Here is a 20,445-nt window from a genome sequence, read left to right on the forward strand (position 1 = left end):
CGCCGCCATCGCGAGCAGGCTCGCTCCTACAGGGGATTTGTGGCCGTACACAGATGTTGTATCCGCTGCAGACTCACTGTGGGAGCGAGCCTGCTCGCGATGAGGCCGGCACATTCAACATCGCTGGCCACTGACGCACTGCCCCCATACTCGCCAGTTAAAAAAAAGCCGACCCAAAGGCCGGCTTTCTCACATCGCAACGAGACTCTACTCGAAAACAACCTTGCAGCGGCTCGCACCCCACCCTTCGATCTGCCCCTGATACCGCTCCTCGATCAGGCTGCGGCGGATCTTCAGGGTCGGTGTCAGCAGCGCATTGGTGACGGTCCAGGGTTCAGCCACCACCACCAGGCACCCCAGTTGTTCATGCGACTCGAACTGGGCATTGACTTCGGCCAGGAAAACCTCGAGCTCAGTGGCCGCCTTGTCACGACCCTCGGCCGTGGCGAGCGCGGCGCGGGTATCGGGGGAAACGTTAAGCAAGGCCAGCGGTTGCGCCAGGCCAACCCCGGTGACGCAGGATGCCTCGACACGCGGATGATTGCCCAGTTTGGCTTCGATCGGCACAGGCGCGACGTACTTGCCCTTGGCGGTCTTGAACAATTCCTTGACCCTTCCTGTGATCCGCAGGCGCCCTTGCTCATCCAGTTCGCCACGGTCACCGGTGCAGAACAGTCCGTCGGCGGTGTAGCTCTCAGCGGTCAGGTCAGGTTGCTTGTAATAGCCCAGCATCTGCGCCGGGCTCTTCACCAGGATTTCGTTGTTGTCACCGATACGGCATTCGACCCCCGGGATCGCCGCACCCACGTAGCCGACCCGCACCTGGCCCGGCAGGCTGAAGTGCGAGGTGCCGAAGTTCTCCGACATGCCATAGCCTTCCAGCAGCTCAAGGCCCAGCTCGCGGTACCACTCCATCACCTTGACCGGCAACGGCGCAGAACCGGACAGCCCGGTATGCACCTGGTCAAGCCCAAGGGCCGAGAGGATCTGCGCCTTCATCAGCTTTCCTTCCACCGGATCGGCGAAGACGGTAGCCTGGCGGGCAGGATCGATCCGTTCGTTGATGCCCTGGTAGAACTTGCCCCACAGCCGCGGCATGGACAGGAAGATCGTCGGGCGCGCGCGGCGCAGGTCGTCGCTGAAGGTTTCCAGCCCCAGGTTGAAGAACACCCGGCAACCGCTGTACAGCGACACCGCTTCCACAACCGCCCGTTCGGCGGTATGGGCCAGGGGCAGGTAGGACAGCAGCCGATCGCTGGTGCTCGTGCCCTTGCCATTGTCGTACATGCAACCGGTCACCGCCGGTGCGGCGTACATGGCGCCGAAGCTGTGCATCACGCCCTTGGGGTCGCCGGTGCTGCCCGAGGTATAGATGATGGTGGCGAGTTCGCCTGGCACCGCTTCGACCACCGCTTGCAGTGGCGCGGTACGGGCGATGACCTGATCCCAGGATTCACCCTGGCCGCAGCCGGACATGGGCAAATCGATCAGCGGCAAATCGGCGGGAATCGAGGCACACACTGCGTTCCAACCCGCCGCGTCACCTTCAAGACGACCGACAAACAGCAGGCGTATCTGCGCATGCTCCAGCACGTAGCGCACCGTGTCGCTGTTGGCGGTGGTGTACAGCGGGACGCTGACGTGCCCGGCCATCCAGATCGCCAGGTCGGCGATGATCCAGTGGGCGGTGTTCTTGCCGTAGATACCAATCGAAGACTTCGCCGGCAAGCCCAGGCTTTGCAGGTGAGCGGCCATGCGCCGCGCCTGGTCGCCCACTTCACGCCAGCTGTAGTCTTGAACGCTGCCATCGGGCAAGGGCTGGGTCAGGTAGATGGCATCTGGCGTGCTGTGCTCCCAGTGAAGGAAGCGATGCAACAGTGTCGGGTGCTTATTGTTGTTGTTCATGACAGATCCTGCATTTTTGAAGGAAGGTGTTCCACCCATTGAAATTGTTCTGTTCGTGGCCGGTTTCGGCGCTTCACCCGCGCTGGAAAAGGGTCGTGGTCACCGTGCCGTCGTCACCCACCTGATGCTGCAGGGCCAGTTGCACATCGGCCACCTGGCGTCGCCCAGCGCTGCCACGCAGCTGCTGCACCAGCTCTATGCATTGCGCCAGAGCGCTTGCTGCCGAGGCATGACCCAATGTCAGCAAGCCCCCGCAAGGATTGATCACCAGATTGCCGCCGTAGGTATTATCGCCGTCTTCGACCAGTTTCTCACCGTCGCCTTCGGCGCAGAAACCCAGCGCTTCATAGAGTAACAACTCGCTGACGGTGCTGAGGTCGTGCAGTTCGCAGACGGCAATGTCCTGCGGTCCCCTGCCCGCTTGCTCATACAGCTCCCGGGCGGCGGCGACGTTGACCTCATAGTTGACGCCGGCGAAGGTTGCCCCCAGATCCAGTCCGTTCAATTGCTGCGGGGATACACAGGCCTGGGCGGCGACTTGAACCAGCGCGTCGTGGCCGTGGCGCCTGGCAAACTCACCGGAACACAGCAACACCGCTGCCACGCCTGAGCTGGCCCAGGCTACCTGCGGATGGGTGAGTGGATCGGCGATCATCTGCGCCTGCAACACCTGGTCCAGCGTCAGCATGCTATCGAGCGCCGCATGCTGGCGCGCCTTGACGGCGATCATGGCAAAGGTTTCTCGTCGAGTCTGGTAGCGCGCCATGTACGCCTGCGCCGTGGCGCCCAGATGCTCATAGCCGAGAGTAGCCGCAGGCGCCCCCTCGATACCCAGCACCAGAATGCTTTCCGCGTGCCCAAGCAGGATGGCCTGGCAAGCGCGTGCGAACAACGCACTGCCATCAGCGCCACCCGGCGCAAAGTGGCGGAGCGGCACCTGCGCAAGCCCCACCGCTTGCAGAGCACGCTGCAAGGCCGCGCCATCCATCGCGCCCGTCACGGCATGGACCTCCGCGATATCGCGCGCGCACAAACTAGCGTCGGTGAGCGCCTGTCTTATCGTAGCGCCGATCAGCAAGGGCGGATCGGGGCCCAGCGCGGCCGGGCTGAAGGGCGACATACCTACGCCAATCACATTGACGCAACGTTGCATCGTGCTCTCCTGAAATAGAAAAACTGCCGCCTCCCGTTCATGGAAGCGGCAGGTGGCCCGGCAATCAGGCCGGTACGGATTCGAACAATTCGACCGCACCATTTTTCAATACGACAACGTCACGCTCGACCGCACGCATCTCGACGATGATGCGCGTCGGCGACTCACGCCACATGCGGGTTTCCAGGGTATCGCCCGGCATCACAATGGAAGCGAAGCGCGCGCGCACGCTCTTGAACAGACGCGAATCGTTGCCGCAGAACGCCTTGATCACGTGGCGACCGAGGTAGCCGAAAGTGCACAGGCCATGCAGGAACGGTTTCTCGTAGCCGGCCTTGGCGGCGTAGTCCGGATCGATGTGCATCGGGTTCCAGTCGCCGCACAAGCGATACAGCAGCGCCTGGTTGACTTCGGTCTGGTCCGCCAGCACCGCATCGGGTTCACGTTCCGGCGCCACGTTGATCTCTTCGCTGGGCACACGTTGCAGGCCTGCACCCGGTACGCCAGGGTAGAAGCCCGTCACTTCGTTGTAGAACAGCGGCGTGCCGTGCTCGTCGGTGGTCTCGATGGCCAGGATGGTCACGGTACTCTTGCCTTTGTCGATCGCCGACTTCAAGCGCATGCTGTGCTTGAGCTTGGCCTTGGGCGGCAATGGGCGATACATCACGGTGTATTGCTCGCCATGCAGGCCCTTGGCGAAGGGCACGTTCAGGCCTTCCAGCTGTGGCTCGCCGGACTTGGCGGCACGCAGGAACACTTCGGTCGCCGGCAGCACGGCCATGGTCGGCAGTACGCGGAACTCGTCGCCGAGGAACTCGTTGACGTACTTCAATTCATCGCGGTCCAACGGGTCCTTGGCGGCGCCAACGGCCAGGGCGTAGAGCGCGGCATCATTCTGGTCGTATTCTGTTTCCAGGTGGGAGACCGCGTTGGCGGCCACTTCCATGTCAACGAACGCATTGCCACCTTTTGCGGGGGACTCCATGCGGGTGAACAGCTCCTTGAGGCCGTCGGCGCCATCGGTGTGATGAACGCTGCGCTCATCGAACCGGGTGATGCGCGACCAGTTATCGCGCACCAGTTCCGGGCTCAGGGTATTGGTGTGCAGGAACCGGCCGTGGGAGCGCTCCCAACGGTATTTCGCATGGAAGCCACCGCCGACCTCGAACAGGCCACCGGTGTCTGTGCAGTCCTCGCTGCACAGCCAACCCACCAGCGGCGCGCAGTCTTCGACCTTGACCTTGTCGTGCAACTCCTGGGGGAACAACCCGCTGGCGATCACCATGCGCGAAGCGGCGACCGGGGCAATGGTGTTGACCCGGATGTTCTTGCTCGCGCCTTCGATGGCCAGCGAGTTGGCGAAGCCGATCAGGCCCGACTTGGCGGTGGAATAGTTGCACTGGCCAAAGTTGCCGAAAATGCCAGCGCCGGAGGCGGTCATGATGATGCGGCCATAGCCTTTTTCACGCATGATCGGCCACACGGCGTGGGTCAGGCGGAAGGCGCCCTTGACGTGAACTTCCTGGATCAGGTCCCACTGTTCTTCGGTCATCTTGTGGAACGAACTGTCGCGCAACACGCCGGCGTTGTTGATCAGGATGTCGACCGTGCCGAACACCTCGAGCGCGGTGGCGACGATTTTCTCGCCTTCGGTCACCGAGTTGTAGTCGGCGACAGCCTCGCCACCCATGGCGCGGATTTGCGCAACCACTTCATCGGCCGCAGCGCTTGAACTGCCCAGGCCTTCGGTGCTCACGCCCAGGTCATTGACCACCACCCTGGCCCCGCGGGAACCCAGCAGCAAGGCGTGGGCGCGTCCCAGGCCGTTGCCGGCGCCGGTGACAATGGCAACTTTGCCGTCAAAGCGAATTTCTTGAGACACGTTTGCTCTCCTATGATCGCGCTCACAACGTGCGAGCGATGATTTCTTTCATGATTTCGTTGGTACCGCCCCAGATCCGGTTGCCACGGGTATCGAGGTACAACCGGGCAATCGGGTATTCGGTCATGTAGCCATTGCCGCCATGCAGTTGCAGGCACGCATCGACCACGCGGCTGCTGAGCTCCGCGGTCCAGTACTTGGCCACCGCGGCCGCTTCGGCGGTCAGTTCGCCGCGCAGCAGCAAGGCCATGCAGCTGTCGATCCATGAACGGCCGATCTGTATTTCGGTCTTGAGTTGCGCCAGGGTGAAACGCGAGTTCTGGAAGTCCAGCACCGGCTTGCCGAAAACCATGCGCGTACGGGTGTACTCGATGGTGTGATCCAGCGCCGCTTCCGCCTGGCACTGAAACCCGACGGCGCCGATGATCCGTTCCCACGCCAGGTCATGCATGAGCTGGTAGAAGCCCTGCCCCTGCACGCCGCCGAGCACGTTTTCGGCCGGTACGCGGCAATCGTCGAAGAACAGCATGCTGGTGTCCTGGGCGTGCAGGCCGATCTTTTCCAGCGGCTGCGAGCGACTGAAGCCTTCGCGTTCTTTCTCGACGATGACCAGCGAGATGTCCTGGGCGCCCTTGCCGCTGTCACCGGTCTTGCAGACCACCAGCGCCAGGTCGCAGGACGCACCATTGGAGATGAACGTCTTGGAACCGTTGATGACGAGCTCGTCACCTTCGGCCCTGGCGCGGGTGCGCACCGCCTGCAGGTCCGAACCGGTGTTGGGTTCGGTCATGGCGATGGCGCCCACGGCGGTACCTGCAATCATTTTCGGCAACCAGGCCTGCTTCTGCGCCTCGGTGCCGTAGTTGAGGATGTAGTTGGCCACCAGGCCGTGCACGCCGAAGCCGATCAGGCCCGAGGCGCCGGCATGCATGAATTCTTCTGCAAACACCATGTCGAACAGGCGATCGGCACCGGGCCCGCCATATTCCTCCGGCATCGACGGCAGCAGCATTCCCATCTCGCCGGCCATGCGCCAGACCTCACGGGGCACGCATTTGTCTTTCTCCCACTGGGCATGGAACGGGTTGACTTGCTGCTCCAGGAAGCGCCGGCAGGCGCGTCGAAATTCATCGTGCTCAGTGCTGAACAAGGTACGGGGTATCAGGTATTCCATGGGCATTTCTCTTTATCCTGAGTCTGCAACCTGGATCAGAGCGTGCGCCCGACCAGATCTTTCATGATGTCGTTGGCGCCGCCGGCAATACGCAGGACGCGGTGATCGAGGTAGTGCCGCGCAACCGGGTACTCGAGCATGTAGCCGTTGCCGCCATGCAGCTGGACGCATTCGTCCACGACCTTGGTGTAGAGGTCCGAGCACCACAATTTGGCCGAGGCTGCCGCTTCAGGGCTGAGGGTGCGGGCCAGGCATTGCTCCATGCAGCGGTCGACGTAGTTCTGCGACACCGCCAATTGCATCTTCAGGTCGGCCAACTTGAAGCGGGTGTTCTGGAAGGCGAAGATCGGCTTGCCGAATACGTTGCGGCCCTTGGTGTACTCGAGCGTGCTGTCGAGCACCGCCTCGGCGCCGGCGACGCTGCTGATGGCGATGGACAGCCGTTCCCAGGCCAACTCCTTCATCAACTGGATGAAGCCCTGCCCCGCCACGTCGCCCAGCAGGTTTTCCCTGGGCACCCGGACGTTGTCGAAGAACAGCATGGTGGTGTCCTGGGCGTGCAGGCCGACCTTGCGCAATGGCTGGGATCGGCTGAAGCCCGCACGGTCGGCTTCGACCAGGATCAGCGAGATGTCCTGGGCGCCCTTGCCGGTGTTGCCGGTCTTGGCGACGACCACCACCAGGTCGCAGTTGGTGCCGTTGGAGATGAACGTCTTGGCGCCATTGATGACGTACTCATCACCGTCCAGCACGGCGCGGGTCTTGACCGCTTGCAGGTCCGAGCCGGTATCGGGCTCGGTCATCGCCACCGCGCCGATGGCCTGGCCTGCCGCCATCTTCGGCAGCCAGGTGTGCTTTTGCTGTTCGCTGCCGAAATTCACCAGGTAGCCGGCGACGATGTCATGCACGCCGAAACCGATCAGTCCCGATGCCTGGCCCGCGCGGTAGATTTCCTCGGTGGCGATCATCGAGAAACGCCGATCCAGCCCCAGCCCGCCATAGGCTTCGGGCGTGGTGGCATTGAGCATGCCCAGCGCCCCGGCCCGCTCCCAGATGGACCGCGGGACCCGATGGTCTGTTTCCCACTGTTCGAGGCAGGGAGCACATTCCTGAGCCAGGAAGCGCCGCACGCTGCTGCGAAACGCCTCGTGCTCATGGTCAAACAGGCTGCGCGGTATCATCGGTGATTCTCTCCTTCGGTCGTCGGTCGGCCACCTTTGAAGGGGCTCTGGATCGATCATAGGAGCAGGTATCGCCGATACGCCCCCTCGGGGAGGGGGGGATTGAGAGCAACGCTAGCTGAACTCAGGGAGAGTGGGCAGAACCGTTTTCAGGGCAACGGCTTGTTAAGGCGCCCATCAAGGGCGAAAGGTTCCTGCAACACCAACTCGTACAACCCGAGAGCGCGTTGCGGGTTCATCAGCAAATTCCAGCTATGCGGCGAAACACTGGAAGGGACCAGCACGAATGGATGCTGGCGCAACAAGTCAGCACCGAATTGTTGCTGGCTGCGGCTTGGGGTACCCGGTACCAGCCAATTGGCATTGGCAATGCTTTGAGGCTGCACCACAAAGATCTTCGACCGGTCGAGCACGAGGACCTGCGTCAGACAATGGGGCTTGCAATCCAGCGCCTCGAAACCCTTATGCACCGCCACTTCAAGGATGGCCGTAGAAGCATCCAGGGCTGCATAAACGGTGGCCATGCCTTTGGGGTTCCAGCGCCCCCCCACCTTTTCCGCCCCCACGCCCGAATTCCAGGTGGCGGCATGTTCAGCAGGATCAAGGCGCCAGAAATGAATCTCACCGCTCAACGGGTCTTTCGCCATCAATAGACCCCATACTCGATACGCGTCAGAAAGTCAGTCACCAACTCATACCCGACTGAATTTGAAATCAGGTCGATAGGTGTCTCACCATCCAGGCCCCGCGCAGGCTTGACCATCCACTGCTCGGCAAGCTCACGCGAACCCAGCACATCCGTGGCCTTTTCCAGGACCTCGGCATAATTGAGCGCGCGCGTGCTTTGCTCCGGGGTCAACGCTTCATTGGGCGTTTTCAACCGCCGCGCAAGCGTACGGTCAGAGGTGCCAACGATCTTCGACAACACACCGCTTTGTTTATACACCGCGCTGTTTTCGATCATGTCCAGCACCAACTGCAGCGGGAAACCGTGTTTAACGGCCCTGTAGATGTCCATGCGATCATCGCTGGCTTTTCCAGAAAGCAAGACCGCAACCATAGGGGGCACGCGGCTCGAGCGCGCCATTGCCACCCCCGCCGTATGCTCGCCATAAGTCAGGACATTGGCACTAACCTTAGGGGGGCGTGGCTTGACCTTTCTTTCTCGGCTGGCATCTTTGGCAACCTCATCGACTACAACATCTTTCGTCCTGGCGCTCATGGCAACCTCCGTCACTCTGACATCTGGCATTAACTATAGTGCCAGATGGCAGAAACACCTAATCCAACACAGAGGAACACTTCGAATGGCGCGCTATTCTTTATCTGGGGGCATTCATCTGGGGGCAGCCTGTTAAAGGAGGAGCCAGCATGGCCACCTTGAAACTTCACCCTGCACTGGACAACGGTATCCAACCCGCCGCCGCGAACTTCACCGGTGGCACCTTGCAATGCCTGTGCGCGAGCGACAAGGTCGAGGTCCGGATCGACGCACAAACCCTGCATAACCACGCCTGCGGCTGCAGCAAATGCTGGAAACCGCAAGGCGCGATATTCGCCGTCATCGCCGTGGTTCCCCGGGATAAAGTCAGCGTGACTGCACACGGGGAAAAGCTGGCGATTGTCGACGAAGCCGCCACCATCCAGCGTCACGCCTGCAAGCAGTGCCACGCCCATCTCTTCGGGCGCATCGAGAACAAGGATCATCCGTTCTACGGCCTGGACTTCGTCCACACCGAGCTCTCTCCCCAGAGCGGATGGGCTGCGCCGGGCTTCGCCGCGTTCGTGTCTTCCATCATCGAAACCGGCACACCGCCCGCGCAGATGCCGGCTATCCGTGAGCGCCTGCGTTCGCTCGGCCTTGAGCCCTACGACTGCCTGTCCCCGGACCTGATGGATGCAATGGCCACGCATGTGGCGAAAAAGAAAGGGCTGCTTCGCGAGGCCTGATCGGTCGGCCGTGGCGGTTTCTTGACCGGACCGCAGCCCGGATGACCACCACTCCAAAAGAGGGGGGGCGCAATAAGTCGGATGCAGGCTAACTGGCCATGACCCTGAGGTCATTTCGACTGCATTCGACGGAGAACTTCATGTCCTTGCGTTTACCTTTCACACGGGCCGCGACCGCTGCCTGGCTGATGACGGCCTGTTTACAAGTGCCGGTCGCGCTTGCGCAAACCACCCCCGTTATCACCGACCAGGCTATCAGTGACGCCTATATCTACCTGTACAGCCGTTTGCTGGTGGCTCGTCAGCAGCAGTTGGACTTCAAGGCTGGCATGCAGTGGAACACCTTGAGCCATCACCAGCCCGGCGCGGTGGATTGGCCCAACCCCAACGTGGACGTGGCTTACTCCGAAGCCTGGGTGGCGGTGGACGAGAACAGCTGTACGCTGATTTCGGTGCCCGAGATCCGTGGCCGCTACTACACCGTGCAATTTTTAAACGGTTGGGGCGAAACGCTGGCCAACATCAACGAACGTGTGTTCCCCGAGCATCCGCATGGCGAGTTCGCGGCCTGCCTGCAAGGTTCCAAGGTCAAGTTGCCTGCCAACACCCAGCGAGTCGACCTTGCGGCACGTACAGCACGGGTGCTGACGCGCGTGGAGCTGGGCAGCGACTGGAGCGAGGCCGAGCGCTTGCAGCACGCCTTCAAGATGCGCCCGACCGGCTCGCCACAACTGCCGAACATTGCGCAGACCCTGGTTTTCCCGGGGCAGCAATTGCCGGGGGTGGAAGCGTTCGATTCTGCCACCGAGGCGCTGCAGGAGCCTGACCTGAACCCCGGGATGGAACCGTTGCAAGCCAAGGTCCGCGCCATCGCCGCCGCCGTCGCCGAGCCTTTGGAACGGGCGCGCATCGACCAGTCGATCCGCACCCATACCTTCGCCGATCTTGCCAAGGCTTCACCCTTGATGGGCCACGGTATTGCCCAAAATGGCTGGGGTCGCCCCGCCACCTCCGGCACCTACGGCAGTGACTACCTGACCCGCACCCTGGTGAACTTTGGCGGTATCTGGGCCAACACCCAGCAGGAAGTGGTCTATTACCGGGGCTGGCTGGACGAGAACAGCAAACCGCTGGAGAGCGCGCAAAGCTATTCGGTGACCTTCCCCGCCTCCCAACTGCCAGCGTCGATGGTGAATTACTACTGGTCGATTACTGCAACGGATTCCCGGAACTTCCGCGTCCTGCCCAATGCGCAGAACCGCTTTGCGATCAACAGTCACTCGCCGCTGACGTACAACAAGGACGGCTCCCTGACCCTGCACTTCGCCCCCACAAAACCGCAGGACGTCGCCGACGGCAACTGGCTGCCCACCTCGCCGGGGCAGAACTATCGCCTGATCTTCCGCTTCTATGGGGCCAAGGGTGGGGCGACCACCGGCGAATACTTCCCGCCGGTGATCAAGCATTCCTGATCACCCTACGGACGGCCACTCCGGACTTCAGGGTGGCTTGCCCATCCCCCCCTACAAGGGTTGGTTACCAAATTGAAACCGGGGATAGACTGACCCGGCGAAACCCCAGCGGGTGAAGTGAATGGCGCGTCCACGCAATGCTCCCTTTCTTCGCTGCGCTGGTGGTTCGCGCTTAGGATCCAGCAACACTGAGCAATTTGTGGCGAGGGGATTTATCCCCGTAGTGATCGTCTACCTGAGGTGTGCCTCCATGTCCTCCAGGCTCGCAGTGTTTTGTTCATCCAAGGTGAGCAGCCGCTCAATGGCCAAAAGGTCGGCACGAAGGTCGTTCAGTTCATCCTGCAGGGCTTGATAAGCGCTGGCACCTATCAGCACGGCCGCCGGCTCGTTGTCCTTCAAAATCACCAAATGTGTTACATCGCCGCTAGTGACCTCTTTCAACTTCGCGCTGAAGTCTTGGGCCATTTGCGCAGCGCACACTGCCTGCTCAGCCCGGCCTTGGGGTGCACTCATACGCTCAATGCCTCGATGATTAATGAATATTGGAGGTTTGATTTCAGTAGGTGTCAGTGCCCCCCCCACCCAGCTGAGTGAGGGGACGTTGGATTAACCCAGGCGGGCCTCCAGTACGACGACGATAAAGACCGTAAGGGCGAACGCAGCACCGATGCAGAAAGGCAACAGAAAAGCGCGTGCCATTGAGGGGGCTGGTCTGTCCATTATTTCGGCAAGCTCAGCCATTTCACGGTGCAACTGCTCAATGTCGGCTTGCCGGGTAGGTTGTGGGGGCATGCTGCAGGTTCCTGTGTGAGCTAGTCAGGCGGATCAATCTGATCCAACACCCGATTCGCCGTGATTTCCGCGAGCATCACGCTGTTGGAAATGCCCAACAGCGCATTGCGTGCCCCACCGTCCAGATGATCGACCAACTTGTGCACCATCACATCGACCGAGGCCAGTGTCTCGACCAGGTAAACCATCAGGGTTTCGCTCGTGGCTTTTGGGTCGACGGTAAACAGCGTGCTGGGTGTTCGCGGCGTGGCCTTGATGTCGGCGGTCGAGGGGAAGTGGTAATCGAGGGCGCGTTCGGCGGCCTTGTTGAGTTTGTTTGAGTCGGGTTCGTAGGGGGATGCGGGATCGGTGTCCGGGGGATTGGGTGTGACCTTGAACATAAGCTAGGTTTCCAGATTGGGTGCCACCCCTCCTGCGACTAAACGGGAGGGAGGCAGCTGTGCGCAGGTTAGTCGACCGGGGAATCTAGCAAAGCCGGCGCGCCCGAAGGCGCCCTGCGCACAGCCACCATCGAGCGCAGGCATCGAACTACCTGACTGATGAGCTTGTGCAACTCTCTAAATATCCACCCGGGCGACTAAACCCGATCACTGACAATCAGTGACCCGAACAAAGTTACCGAGCAGCCCCAAGGCGCACAAGCCGGCGGATTCTGGCGTACCCGTAGGCAACGGCGCAAGGTCTTGTAGCTTTCAGGAAGTAAGCTGTAGGGCGGTTAAACAAGCAATCTTGAGCGTGTTTAAACAGCGCCCAACTATGCAGTTTCACCCTCACTCGATCAACCCATTCTTGCGCGCCCACGACACCGCGTCATAGCGACTCGAAACCCCCAGCTTGGCGTAGATGTTTTTCAGGTTCCACTTCACCGTTTCCAGCGAGATGTTAATGTCTGGGGCACGGGTTTGTTGGCTATTGCAGTAAAAGCGTTGAAGGTTGCGCTGTTTATCCAGCACACAATCAATTGTTGCTGCAGGTGGATATTCATGACTTTCGGATTTTGTCACGGGCGCCATCTGGTTGTTGAGACGCCAAAGGATCCACTATCCTAAAAGGAGATGGGGACTCAAGTTCAATATCCCGTAAAAGCCTGACTCTATCAGCAGCTATTTTCTTAGTTTCTTTAAGTCTGACCTCGAGTTCTCCGCCCCACCAACTCAGCTTATCCCTCATCCGCTTGTTCAAAAAATCAGGGAAGCCTCGTAATTGAGTACTAACTCCTAGGAATTTTTTTGTACTTACTGCGGCCTCTGAAATTTCCCCAATCACTCCTTCAATACCGACTGACGTACTAATTTTATTTTTTAACTCGCCTAGGGTATTTCTTGATTCGTTCACCATGTTATTGATGGCTTTATTGAGTAGAAACTGCTTAGGATCCGCGCCCTCCAAATCTGCCGCCGCCCGTATTGCTTTAGTGCCATGAAAATCATTTTTCACTGCATATAACGAATTCCAAAGTTCGGTTGGATCGAGATTCCCCTGCAGCTCTTTCAGGAGTGTTTTTACTAAGTGCCCTGTTGGATCCGTCCTGTTAATTGGGTCTCCTGTACAATAGGCATAAGCATTGATTCCCCCCTTCCCAAATGGACTCCAACTGTCCGGGCTGTTGAACCGCATCAACACGGGGTTGAATTGGCGGTAGCCATTACCCAAATGATAATGCCCTGTCACCGGATCCGGCCGTTCGCCGTTGAAACCGAGCAGGCTGAGTAGGCCGTTTCCCACATGGCGGTGGCCGTAAGGCGTGTAGGCGCGGGAAAGAGGCAGCGTTGTATCGAGCGCGTTCAACACCGAGCGTTGTTGATCGGTGATGAGCAAGGTTGTTGCTACGGTGCCGCCCTGACGCTGGTGCTGTGCCAACAGTTGATCGTCGAATTGAAAGATTGAATGCTGCACCAGGTCCTGGATCTCGGTGGCCAGGCGGCTTTTCTGATAGAAGCGCCCGGTGCTTGCCTGCTCCGCTGGCGTGCAAACAGACAGGCGATCCAGTGGGTCGTAGTGGTAACGGCAGAGCAGGGTTTCGTGGTTCGTTTGCATGGGGACGAGCTCCCTGAAAGGTCCGTCGATTCAGGCTACTACTCTCGCGCAATTGGCCAGCGCTGCCTACTAGCAGAACTGCTAGTGTTCTGTCTGTGAAACAAGCCTGTAGGAATCACTCAATCAACCCATTCTTTCGCGCCCACGACACCGCGTCATAGCGACTCGAAACCCCCAGCTTGGCGTAGATGTTTTTCAGGTTCCACTTCACCGTCTCCAGCGAGATGTTCAGTGTCAGGGCCACGCGTTTGTTGGCCATCGCCTGGCTGATCAGTTCCAGGATGGCCAGCTCCCGTGGCGTGAGCATGGAAGAGGCGCCATTGGCCGCTGACTCGCTGGAGCGACCGACGCTTCCAGGACCGAAGCGCTCAAGCAGCCCTCTTAAGTAAGCCTCATCCTCACTGGCCAGCGGCTTGCTCGAAAGTGCCACGAGCATCTTGCGCAGCACCTCACCTTCGTCGAGGAAGGTGCGCACCAGCCCCAGGCGGCGGCCCAGGGACAAGGCTTCCAGCAAGTGGGCTTGCGCCTGTTCCGGCTGCAGGAGGTCGCCTTTTGCGCACGCCTGGAGCAACTGGCCGGTGACCAGCAATTGCCCGCGGCTGAATTTTTTCGCGTAGGTGCCCAGGATGGCCAGGGCTGCGAGGGCTTTGTCCGGGTAATTGGTGGCCAGCAGCAGGCGCGCTTGCGCCAGCGCCGCGATCGCCGGGATGTCTGCCTGGAAGCCTGGGGACTCTCGGTGTTTTTCAGCCAGTACCTGCAGTTTGGCGACCCGGTCGGCGGCCAGATCCTTGTTGTTCTCCAGCAAGGCGATGCGGGCCTGCTCGGCCAGGCAGTGCGAAAGGGCACGGTCCTGGTTGATGGTGCGAAAGTGGCGTTCCTGGCGTTCCAGAAAGGCCATGGCCACGGCGGCGCTGTCCTGCAGCAGGTCCAGGCGTGCCCGGCAGATCGTTGCACGCAGCATGGTGTCGGGCATGGCCCATTGCAGCAGGCCATTGCGGTTGGCGAGGATTTCCCGCGCTTCGTCGGTTCGGTCCACCTCGCGGTAGACCTCGGCCAGCGTGGCAGCCCCCAGATAGGCACTGGCGGCACGGTGCCCGTGCACCGACACCGCGCGGGCCAGCTGTGCCGAACCGATCCGCTCGGCCTCGCGCATCTGGCCGGCCTGCAGGTAACACAGGGTCCGGGCGCCTTCGGCCACCAGTGCCATCTCGCCATTGCGCTCGGCTTCGGGGATGGGGTTGTCATCCAGGCACTGCAGCGCTTCCTCGATCCGCCCCGCCGCCAGATAAGCGATGGTCAGCAGCGCCGGCGCGCCGAAGCGTGTCACGGAATAGTCATCCGGCAACGCCTGGAAATCCTTGAGCAAGCCAATGATTGGCTCGGTGCGATCACGCTGAACTTCGATGGCCGCCTGCACCAAGGGCAGTCGATAGGCGACGTCAGCGTGCTGAGCCGCACCACTGCGATGGAATTGCTCCAGCCAGACCTCGGCCTTGGCCGGGCGGGCCGTGAGTGCATAGGCCAGGCAACCGAGAAAGAACAGGCGCGGCCGGGAAAACAGGATGTCCTGTGGCAAGCGGTCGAGCAGGCGCAGCAGCGGGCTGAGCTGACTCAGGCTCCAGGTGGCCGGGGCGGCCCGTTCGATCAGTTGCGCGGCGAAGTCCAGGTCGCCCGCCAGGGTGGCATGGCGTACCGCTTCGGCGAGCAGCTTGCGCTCGGCGAACCAGCGGGCGGCCCGGTTATGCAGTTCGGTCAGCGCTGCGCTGTCGCGACGAGCGAGCCGCGTGGCGAGGAAATCGCCGAACAGCGCGTGAAAGCGGTACCAGGGTTGACGGTCATCGGCTTCGACGCGAAAGATCAGCAGGTTTTCTTCATCCAGCCGCTTGAGCATGGCTTGCGCCGAGTTGACGCCGGTAATCGCTTGCGCCAGGGAGGCGTTGAAGCGCCGGCAAATACTCACGCTTTCCATGAACTGCGCCAACTCGGGCGGCAGATGGGCCATGACGTCTTCGGCCAGGTAGCTCTGCAGGTCGTCGGAACGCCAGCCCATTTCGCGCAAGGCACCGCGCGAGTCCGGGTCGCTGCGCAGCAGGATGATCACCAGCTGCAACGTGGCTGGCCAACCACTGGTGAGTTCGTGGATCTGATGGAATTCTTCCGGGCTGAGCTTCAAGGCGGCCAGGCTCTGTTCGAGAAACGCGCGGGATTCGGCCAGATCGAACGGCAAGGCGGCGCAATCGAGTTCCAGCAACTGCCCGCTCAGGCGCAGCCGGCTGAAACTCAGCGGCGGGCCGACCCGGGACGAGATGACGAAGTGCAGGTTCTCGGGGCTGTGGTCCAGCAGCTTTTGCATGAGCTGGTGGGAGCGCGGGTCGCTGACGTGCTGGTAGTCATCGATCACCAGGAACAACTCTTTGTTGATGCTGGCGGCCCCTTCGACGATGGTCGCCACCACCTCGTCGATGAACTCCGGTCGCGCCCCTTCCAGCGGAACGCCGCTGTCCAGGACGATGCCCAGACGCTGCAACGCGCCGCGTAGATAGGCGAAGAAAATCGGCACGTGCTTGTCATCGGCGCTCAGCGCCAGCCAGGCGACCTCCGCCCCGGAACGCATCATCACCTGTCGCCACTGGGCCAGCAGCGTGGTCTTGCCGAAACCAGGGCTGCCGGTCACCAGGCCCACGCGGCATTGCGCCATGCCGCGCAAATCCTCGAGCAGGCGTTCGCGCAGGATGGTCTGGGTACCAATGCGCGGTGGAGCGAATTTCGTCGATACGAGCAGCTTGTCGGTATGCATGTCCTGCCTGGTCTCCGATCCCGCCAAATCATCCGCAACAGCGTGGCGCGCGCTGTACGACGGACCGGCGAGGTGTGGCCACGTTCTGGCGATTGGCGGATTATTGACCCGAACACCGCTAAAAGACAGCGAGTGTCATGGTTGCGCGCAGGATTGTGGCGGGGAAAACAGACAGCCCACCCCCCACAATCGAGGGGGGGCTACCCTGTAGGAGCTAGCCTGCTCGCGATGGACCCGAGAACGCCGCGGGGTGTCAGGTTGCCCGCGTAATCGTTGACGACCATCGCGAGCAGGCTCGCTCCTACAGGGGGCTGGGTACATCCGCAGACGTCAGGCCGATTCAGAGGGTTCGCGCCACCAGTTCGCGCATGATGTCGTTGGCGCCGCCGTAGATGCGATTGACACGGCTGTCCAGGTAATGCCGGGCAACCGGGTACTCGAGCATGTAGCCGTTGCCGCCATGCAGCTGCACGCACTGGTCCACTACCTTGGAATACAGCTCGGTGCACCACAGCTTGGCCGCCGCTGCTGCCTGCTGGCTCAGTTCGTGTTGCAGGATCAGTTCCATACAGCGATCGATGTAGGTCTGCCCGATGACGATTTCGGTCTTGAGATCCGCCAGCTTGAAGCGCGAATTCTGGAATTCGATGATCGGCGTGCCGAAGGCCTTGCGCTCGCGGGTGTAGCCAATGGTCTGCTCGAGCACCGCCTGGCTTGCGGCAATGGCCAGGATGCCGATGCTCAGGCGCTCCCACGCCAGCTCCTTCATCAGCTGATAAAACCCCTGGCCAGGCTCGCCCCCCAGGATGTTGGCCTTGGGCACCCGCACGTCCTGGAAGAACAGCATGGTGGTGTCCTGGGCATGCAGGCCGACCTTGCGCAGCGGCTTGGACTTGGTGACGCCGACCCGGTCGGCCTCCACCAGGATCAGCGAGATATCCCGCGAGCCTTTGCCGGTATTGCCGGTCTTGGCGATCACCACGATAAGGTCGCTGTTGGTGCCATTGGAAATGAAGGTCTTGGCCCCGTTGATCACGTAGTCATCGCCGTCGGGCACGGCGCGGGTCTTGACCGCTTGCAGGTCGGAACCGGTATCGGGTTCAGTCATGGCCACGGCGGCGATGACTTCGCCGCTGGCCATTCTCGGCAGCCATTGCTGTTTCTGTGCTTCGGTGCCGAAGTTGATCAGGTAGCCGGCACAGATGTCGTGCACGTTGAAACCGTTCAAGCCGGAAAGCCCGGCGCGGGCCACTTCCTCCACGGCGATCATCGAAAAGCGTCGGTCCAGGCCCAGGCCGCCATATTCCTGCGGGGTCGTGGCGTTGAGCATGCCCAGTTCACCGGCGCGCTCCCAGATCTGCCGGGGAACCCGATGGTCCTCTTCCCACTGTTCATGGAACGGCGTGCATTGCTGCGCGAGAAACCGCTTTACGGTGTCGCGAAACGCTTCATGTTCATGATCGAAGAGAGTGCGCGGGATCATTCAATTACCTCCAATAGATGGGCTCTGGCGATGGACGCCTTTACGCCACCTTAGGGCGGTACACGCTCGCCCTGCCCCCTCGAAGCGGGTAGGCCATGTTTGTTGCCTTGCGCATGGGGTGGTTTGCGACGCTGTCCGCTCCCCCCTCTCTTCGGGGGGAGCCTGAATCGGCTTTGCGCCGATAGCATCCGGTCCATGAGTGCACACGTTTGCACAAGACTGAAAAGCGGCCGGAGTGAACGACATGCAGCACGACAGCACCAAGCAGGGTCTATCGGCCCGGCAGCACTCGACGCCCGTCGTGCGCGTCACCGCCAGGGACCTTGCCCAACGCATAGGGGTCGCCACCTCCACGGTCACTCGCGCCTTCGATGCGCAGTCGCGCATCTCGGCCAAGCTGCGCGAGCGCATCCTTGCCATGGCCGATCAACTGGGCTATCGGCCCAACGCCATCGCCCGCTCACTGAACCAGCGCAAGACCGGCATCGTTGCGCTGGTGGTTGGCGATATGGCCAATCCCTTCTATCCGGCGCTGGTCGAGGAGCTTTCCCTGCAACTGCGCCAGGCAGGCCGGCAACTGCTGCTGTTCGTGGTGCCACCGGGGGGCGATGCGGACGAACTGATGCCGCAACTGCTGCAGTACCAGGTCGATGGGATCGTGGTGACCGCCGCGAAATTGTCTTCACACCTGGCGGACCTGTGCGCACGCCAGGGTGTCGGCCTGGTGTTCATGAACCGCCGTGTCGAGGACGCGAGCGTTTGGTCGGTGTGCTGCGATAACGAGCGCATGGCCGCCGAGGTGGCCGGCTATCTGGTGGGACAACAACGCCAGGCCTGCGCCTTCGTGTCCGGTGATCCGGGCATCTCCACCACGGCTGATCGCTTGCGCGGCTTCGAGCGGGGCCTGGTCGCGTACGGTCAAAGCCTGGTTGCCTGCGTTGAGGGTGGATACACCTACGAAGGCGCGCGCGACGCGGCGGCCCGACTGTTCAGCGCTGGGCAACCCGCCATCGACGCGGTGTTCTGCGCCAACGACGTGATGGCCCTCGGCGTACTGAGTTACCTGCGGATGAACACCAACCTGCGCGTACCTGAGGATGTCGCCGTGGTCGGCTTCGACGATATCCGCGCTGCCGCCTGGCCGGAAAACTCACTGACCACCGTGCACCAGCCCCTGAGCCAGATGATCGATTGCGCCATTCGCTTGCTGGGCAAGGGTCGCCCCGGCGACGGCGCCGACCAGGCACTCCACGAGGTGCCGGGGCATCTGGTGTTGCGCACCTCCGCATAACCCCCAATCGCTAAAACAAAAACAATCCAGAGGAAATATCCGGTGATTCAACAACTCAAGAAAGGCCAGTCGGCCCAGGCGAAAGCGAGCAATCAAGCCCAGGTGCGCGCCACCGTGGAAGCTATCCTGGCTGACATCGAGCAACGCGGTGATGCTGCGGTGCGCGACTACTCCGAAAAGTTCGACCACTGGGCGCCGCAAGACATGCGCCTGACCCAGGAACAGATCGACGCGTGCATCGCCAGCCTGCCCGCTCAGACGCTCGACGACATCAGGTTCGCCCAGGCGCAGATTCGCCGCTTTGCCCAGATCCAGAAGGATTCGATGCACGATGTCGAGGTCGAGACCTTGCCCGGCGTGGTTCTCGGTCATCGCAACATCCCGGTCAATTCGGTGGGCTGCTACATCCCAGGCGGCAAGTACCCGTTGATCGCCAGCGCCCACATGAGCGTGCTCACCGCCAAGGTCGCCGGCGTCAAGCGCGTAATCGCCAGTGCACCGCCATTCGAAGGCCGGCCGTGCCCGGAGATCGTCGCGGCGATGCACCTGGCCGGCGCTGACGAGATCTACTGCCTGGGTGGTGTGCAAGCCGTGGCGGCCATGGCCATCGGCACCGAGAGCATCGTCGGCGTCGACATGATCGTCGGCCCGGGCAATGCCTATGTCGCCGAAGCCAAGCGCCAGTTGTTCGGCCGTGTCGGCATCGACCTGTTCGCCGGGCCGACCGAAACCCTGGTGATCTGCGATGACACGGTGGATGCCGAACTGGTCGCCGTCGACTTGCTGGGCCAGGCCGAACACGGCCCGACCTCCCCCGCCTATTGCGTGACCACCAGCCAAAAAATCGCCGAAGAATTGCCGGCCGCGATAGACCAGGTGCTTTCACGGCTGGACACCGCGCCTGTCGCGAGCGTGGCCTGGAACGACTTCGGTGAGATCTACCTGTGCGACACCGACGAAGAGGCCCTGGAAGTCGCCGAGCGCCTGTGCTCCGAACACGTGCAGGTGATGACCCAGGATCCGGCCTGGTACCACGACCGCATGACGCGTTACGGCGCCCTGTTTCTCGGCCACCGCACCAACGTCAGCTATGGCGACAAGGTCATCGGCACCAACCACACGCTGCCGACCATGGGCGCGGGGCGTTACACCGGTGGGCTGTGGGTGGGCAAGTTCATCAAGACCCACACCTACCAGCGCGTGCTGACAGATGAGGCCAGTGTGATGATCGGCGAGTACTGCTCACGGCTGTGTGGCTACGAATACATGTCCGGCCACAAGGAGCAGGCGGATATCCGCGTGCGCCGCATGAAGCAGGAGGCTTGACG

18 protein-coding genes are annotated in these 20,445 nt (G+C 61.5%); 4 read left to right on the forward strand and 14 right to left on the reverse strand.

The features are described 5' to 3' along the window. Positions 1–207 precede the first annotated feature (207 nt). The 7 genes from OH720_RS16525 to parS form a co-directional block, all read right to left on the reverse strand. Complete coding sequence (locus OH720_RS16525) at positions 208–1,905, reverse strand: AMP-binding protein (protein ID WP_272602037.1); 1,698 nt, start codon at positions 1,903–1,905, stop codon at positions 208–210. Between the two features lie 73 nt (positions 1,906–1,978). Further along, positions 1,979–3,058 carry a thiolase C-terminal domain-containing protein gene (locus OH720_RS16530; RefSeq protein WP_272602038.1) on the reverse strand — a complete coding sequence of 360 codons (1,080 nt, stop codon included), beginning with the start codon at positions 3,056–3,058 and terminating at the stop codon, positions 1,979–1,981. Between the two features lie 64 nt (positions 3,059–3,122). Continuing rightward, a complete protein-coding gene (locus OH720_RS16535) occupies positions 3,123–4,940 on the reverse strand; it encodes an SDR family oxidoreductase (RefSeq protein ID WP_272602039.1) in 1,818 nt (605 codons plus the stop codon). A gap of 22 nt (positions 4,941–4,962) precedes the next feature. Further along, complete coding sequence (locus OH720_RS16540; RefSeq protein ID WP_272606465.1) at positions 4,963–6,105, reverse strand: acyl-CoA dehydrogenase family protein; 1,143 nt, start codon at positions 6,103–6,105, stop codon at positions 4,963–4,965. Positions 6,106–6,149: 44 nt separating this feature from the next. After that, positions 6,150–7,295 (reverse strand): acyl-CoA dehydrogenase family protein, encoded by a 1,146-nt coding sequence (locus OH720_RS16545; RefSeq protein ID WP_272602040.1) that lies wholly within the window; start codon positions 7,293–7,295, stop codon positions 6,150–6,152. 149 nt (positions 7,296–7,444) lie between these two features. Further along, a complete protein-coding gene (locus OH720_RS16550) occupies positions 7,445–7,942 on the reverse strand; it encodes an RES family NAD+ phosphorylase (RefSeq protein ID WP_272602041.1) in 498 nt (165 codons plus the stop codon). Further along, entirely contained in the window at positions 7,942–8,517 is a 576-nt protein-coding gene (gene parS, locus OH720_RS16555) for a type II RES/Xre toxin-antitoxin system antitoxin (RefSeq protein ID WP_272602042.1), read from the reverse strand. Before parS ends, OH720_RS16550 begins: the two co-directional genes overlap by 1 nt. Positions 8,518–8,666: 149 nt before the next feature. On the opposite strand from parS, the gene gfa reads away from it, so the two are divergent. Both gfa and OH720_RS16565 read left to right on the forward strand, forming a co-directional pair. Next, positions 8,667–9,245 (forward strand): S-(hydroxymethyl)glutathione synthase, encoded by a 579-nt coding sequence (gfa, locus tag OH720_RS16560; protein ID WP_272602043.1) that lies wholly within the window; start codon positions 8,667–8,669, stop codon positions 9,243–9,245. 140 nt (positions 9,246–9,385) lie between these two features. Then, positions 9,386–10,717, forward strand: a complete 1,332-nt coding sequence (locus OH720_RS16565) for a DUF1214 domain-containing protein (RefSeq protein ID WP_272602044.1) — start codon at positions 9,386–9,388, stop codon at positions 10,715–10,717. Between the two features lie 231 nt (positions 10,718–10,948). Here OH720_RS16565 and OH720_RS16570 read toward each other — a convergent pair whose 3' ends face one another. The 7 genes from OH720_RS16570 to OH720_RS16600 all read right to left on the reverse strand — a co-directional run bounded on the left by OH720_RS16570 (position 10,949) and on the right by OH720_RS16600 (position 17,826). Continuing rightward, positions 10,949–11,230, reverse strand: a complete 282-nt coding sequence (locus OH720_RS16570) for a type II toxin-antitoxin system Phd/YefM family antitoxin (protein WP_272602045.1) — start codon at positions 11,228–11,230, stop codon at positions 10,949–10,951. Between the two features lie 93 nt (positions 11,231–11,323). Further along, complete coding sequence (locus OH720_RS16575; RefSeq protein ID WP_272602046.1) at positions 11,324–11,509, reverse strand: hypothetical protein; 186 nt, start codon at positions 11,507–11,509, stop codon at positions 11,324–11,326. Positions 11,510–11,529: 20 nt separating this feature from the next. Continuing rightward, the gene (locus tag OH720_RS16580; RefSeq protein ID WP_272602047.1) at positions 11,530–11,889 is read right to left on the reverse strand and encodes a DUF6124 family protein; all 360 of its coding nucleotides are present in this window, start codon (positions 11,887–11,889) and stop codon (positions 11,530–11,532) included. A gap of 390 nt (positions 11,890–12,279) precedes the next feature. Further along, the gene (locus tag OH720_RS16585; protein WP_272602048.1) at positions 12,280–12,513 is read right to left on the reverse strand and encodes a helix-turn-helix transcriptional regulator; all 234 of its coding nucleotides are present in this window, start codon (positions 12,511–12,513) and stop codon (positions 12,280–12,282) included. After that, a complete protein-coding gene (locus tag OH720_RS16590; protein ID WP_272602049.1) occupies positions 12,491–13,546 on the reverse strand; it encodes an RHS repeat-associated core domain-containing protein in 1,056 nt (351 codons plus the stop codon). The genes OH720_RS16585 and OH720_RS16590 overlap by 23 nt, the downstream gene beginning before the upstream one ends. A 115-nt stretch (positions 13,547–13,661) precedes the next feature. Then, positions 13,662–16,343 (reverse strand): LuxR C-terminal-related transcriptional regulator, encoded by a 2,682-nt coding sequence (locus OH720_RS16595; RefSeq protein WP_272602050.1) that lies wholly within the window; start codon positions 16,341–16,343, stop codon positions 13,662–13,664. A 340-nt stretch (positions 16,344–16,683) separates the two neighbouring features. Continuing rightward, positions 16,684–17,826, reverse strand: coding sequence for an acyl-CoA dehydrogenase family protein (locus OH720_RS16600; protein ID WP_272602051.1), 1,143 nt, complete (start codon positions 17,824–17,826; stop codon positions 16,684–16,686). A 244-nt stretch (positions 17,827–18,070) separates the two neighbouring features. On the opposite strand from OH720_RS16600, the gene OH720_RS16605 reads away from it, so the two are divergent. Both OH720_RS16605 and hisD read left to right on the forward strand, forming a co-directional pair. Beyond that, complete coding sequence (locus tag OH720_RS16605; RefSeq protein WP_272602052.1) at positions 18,071–19,117, forward strand: LacI family DNA-binding transcriptional regulator; 1,047 nt, start codon at positions 18,071–18,073, stop codon at positions 19,115–19,117. A 42-nt stretch (positions 19,118–19,159) separates the two neighbouring features. Then, a complete protein-coding gene (gene hisD / locus OH720_RS16610) occupies positions 19,160–20,443 on the forward strand; it encodes a histidinol dehydrogenase (protein WP_272602053.1) in 1,284 nt (427 codons plus the stop codon). Positions 20,444–20,445 lie beyond the last annotated feature (2 nt).

The organism is Pseudomonas sp. WJP1 (assembly GCF_028471945.1).
Taxonomy (GTDB): Bacteria; Pseudomonadota; Gammaproteobacteria; order Pseudomonadales; family Pseudomonadaceae; genus Aquipseudomonas.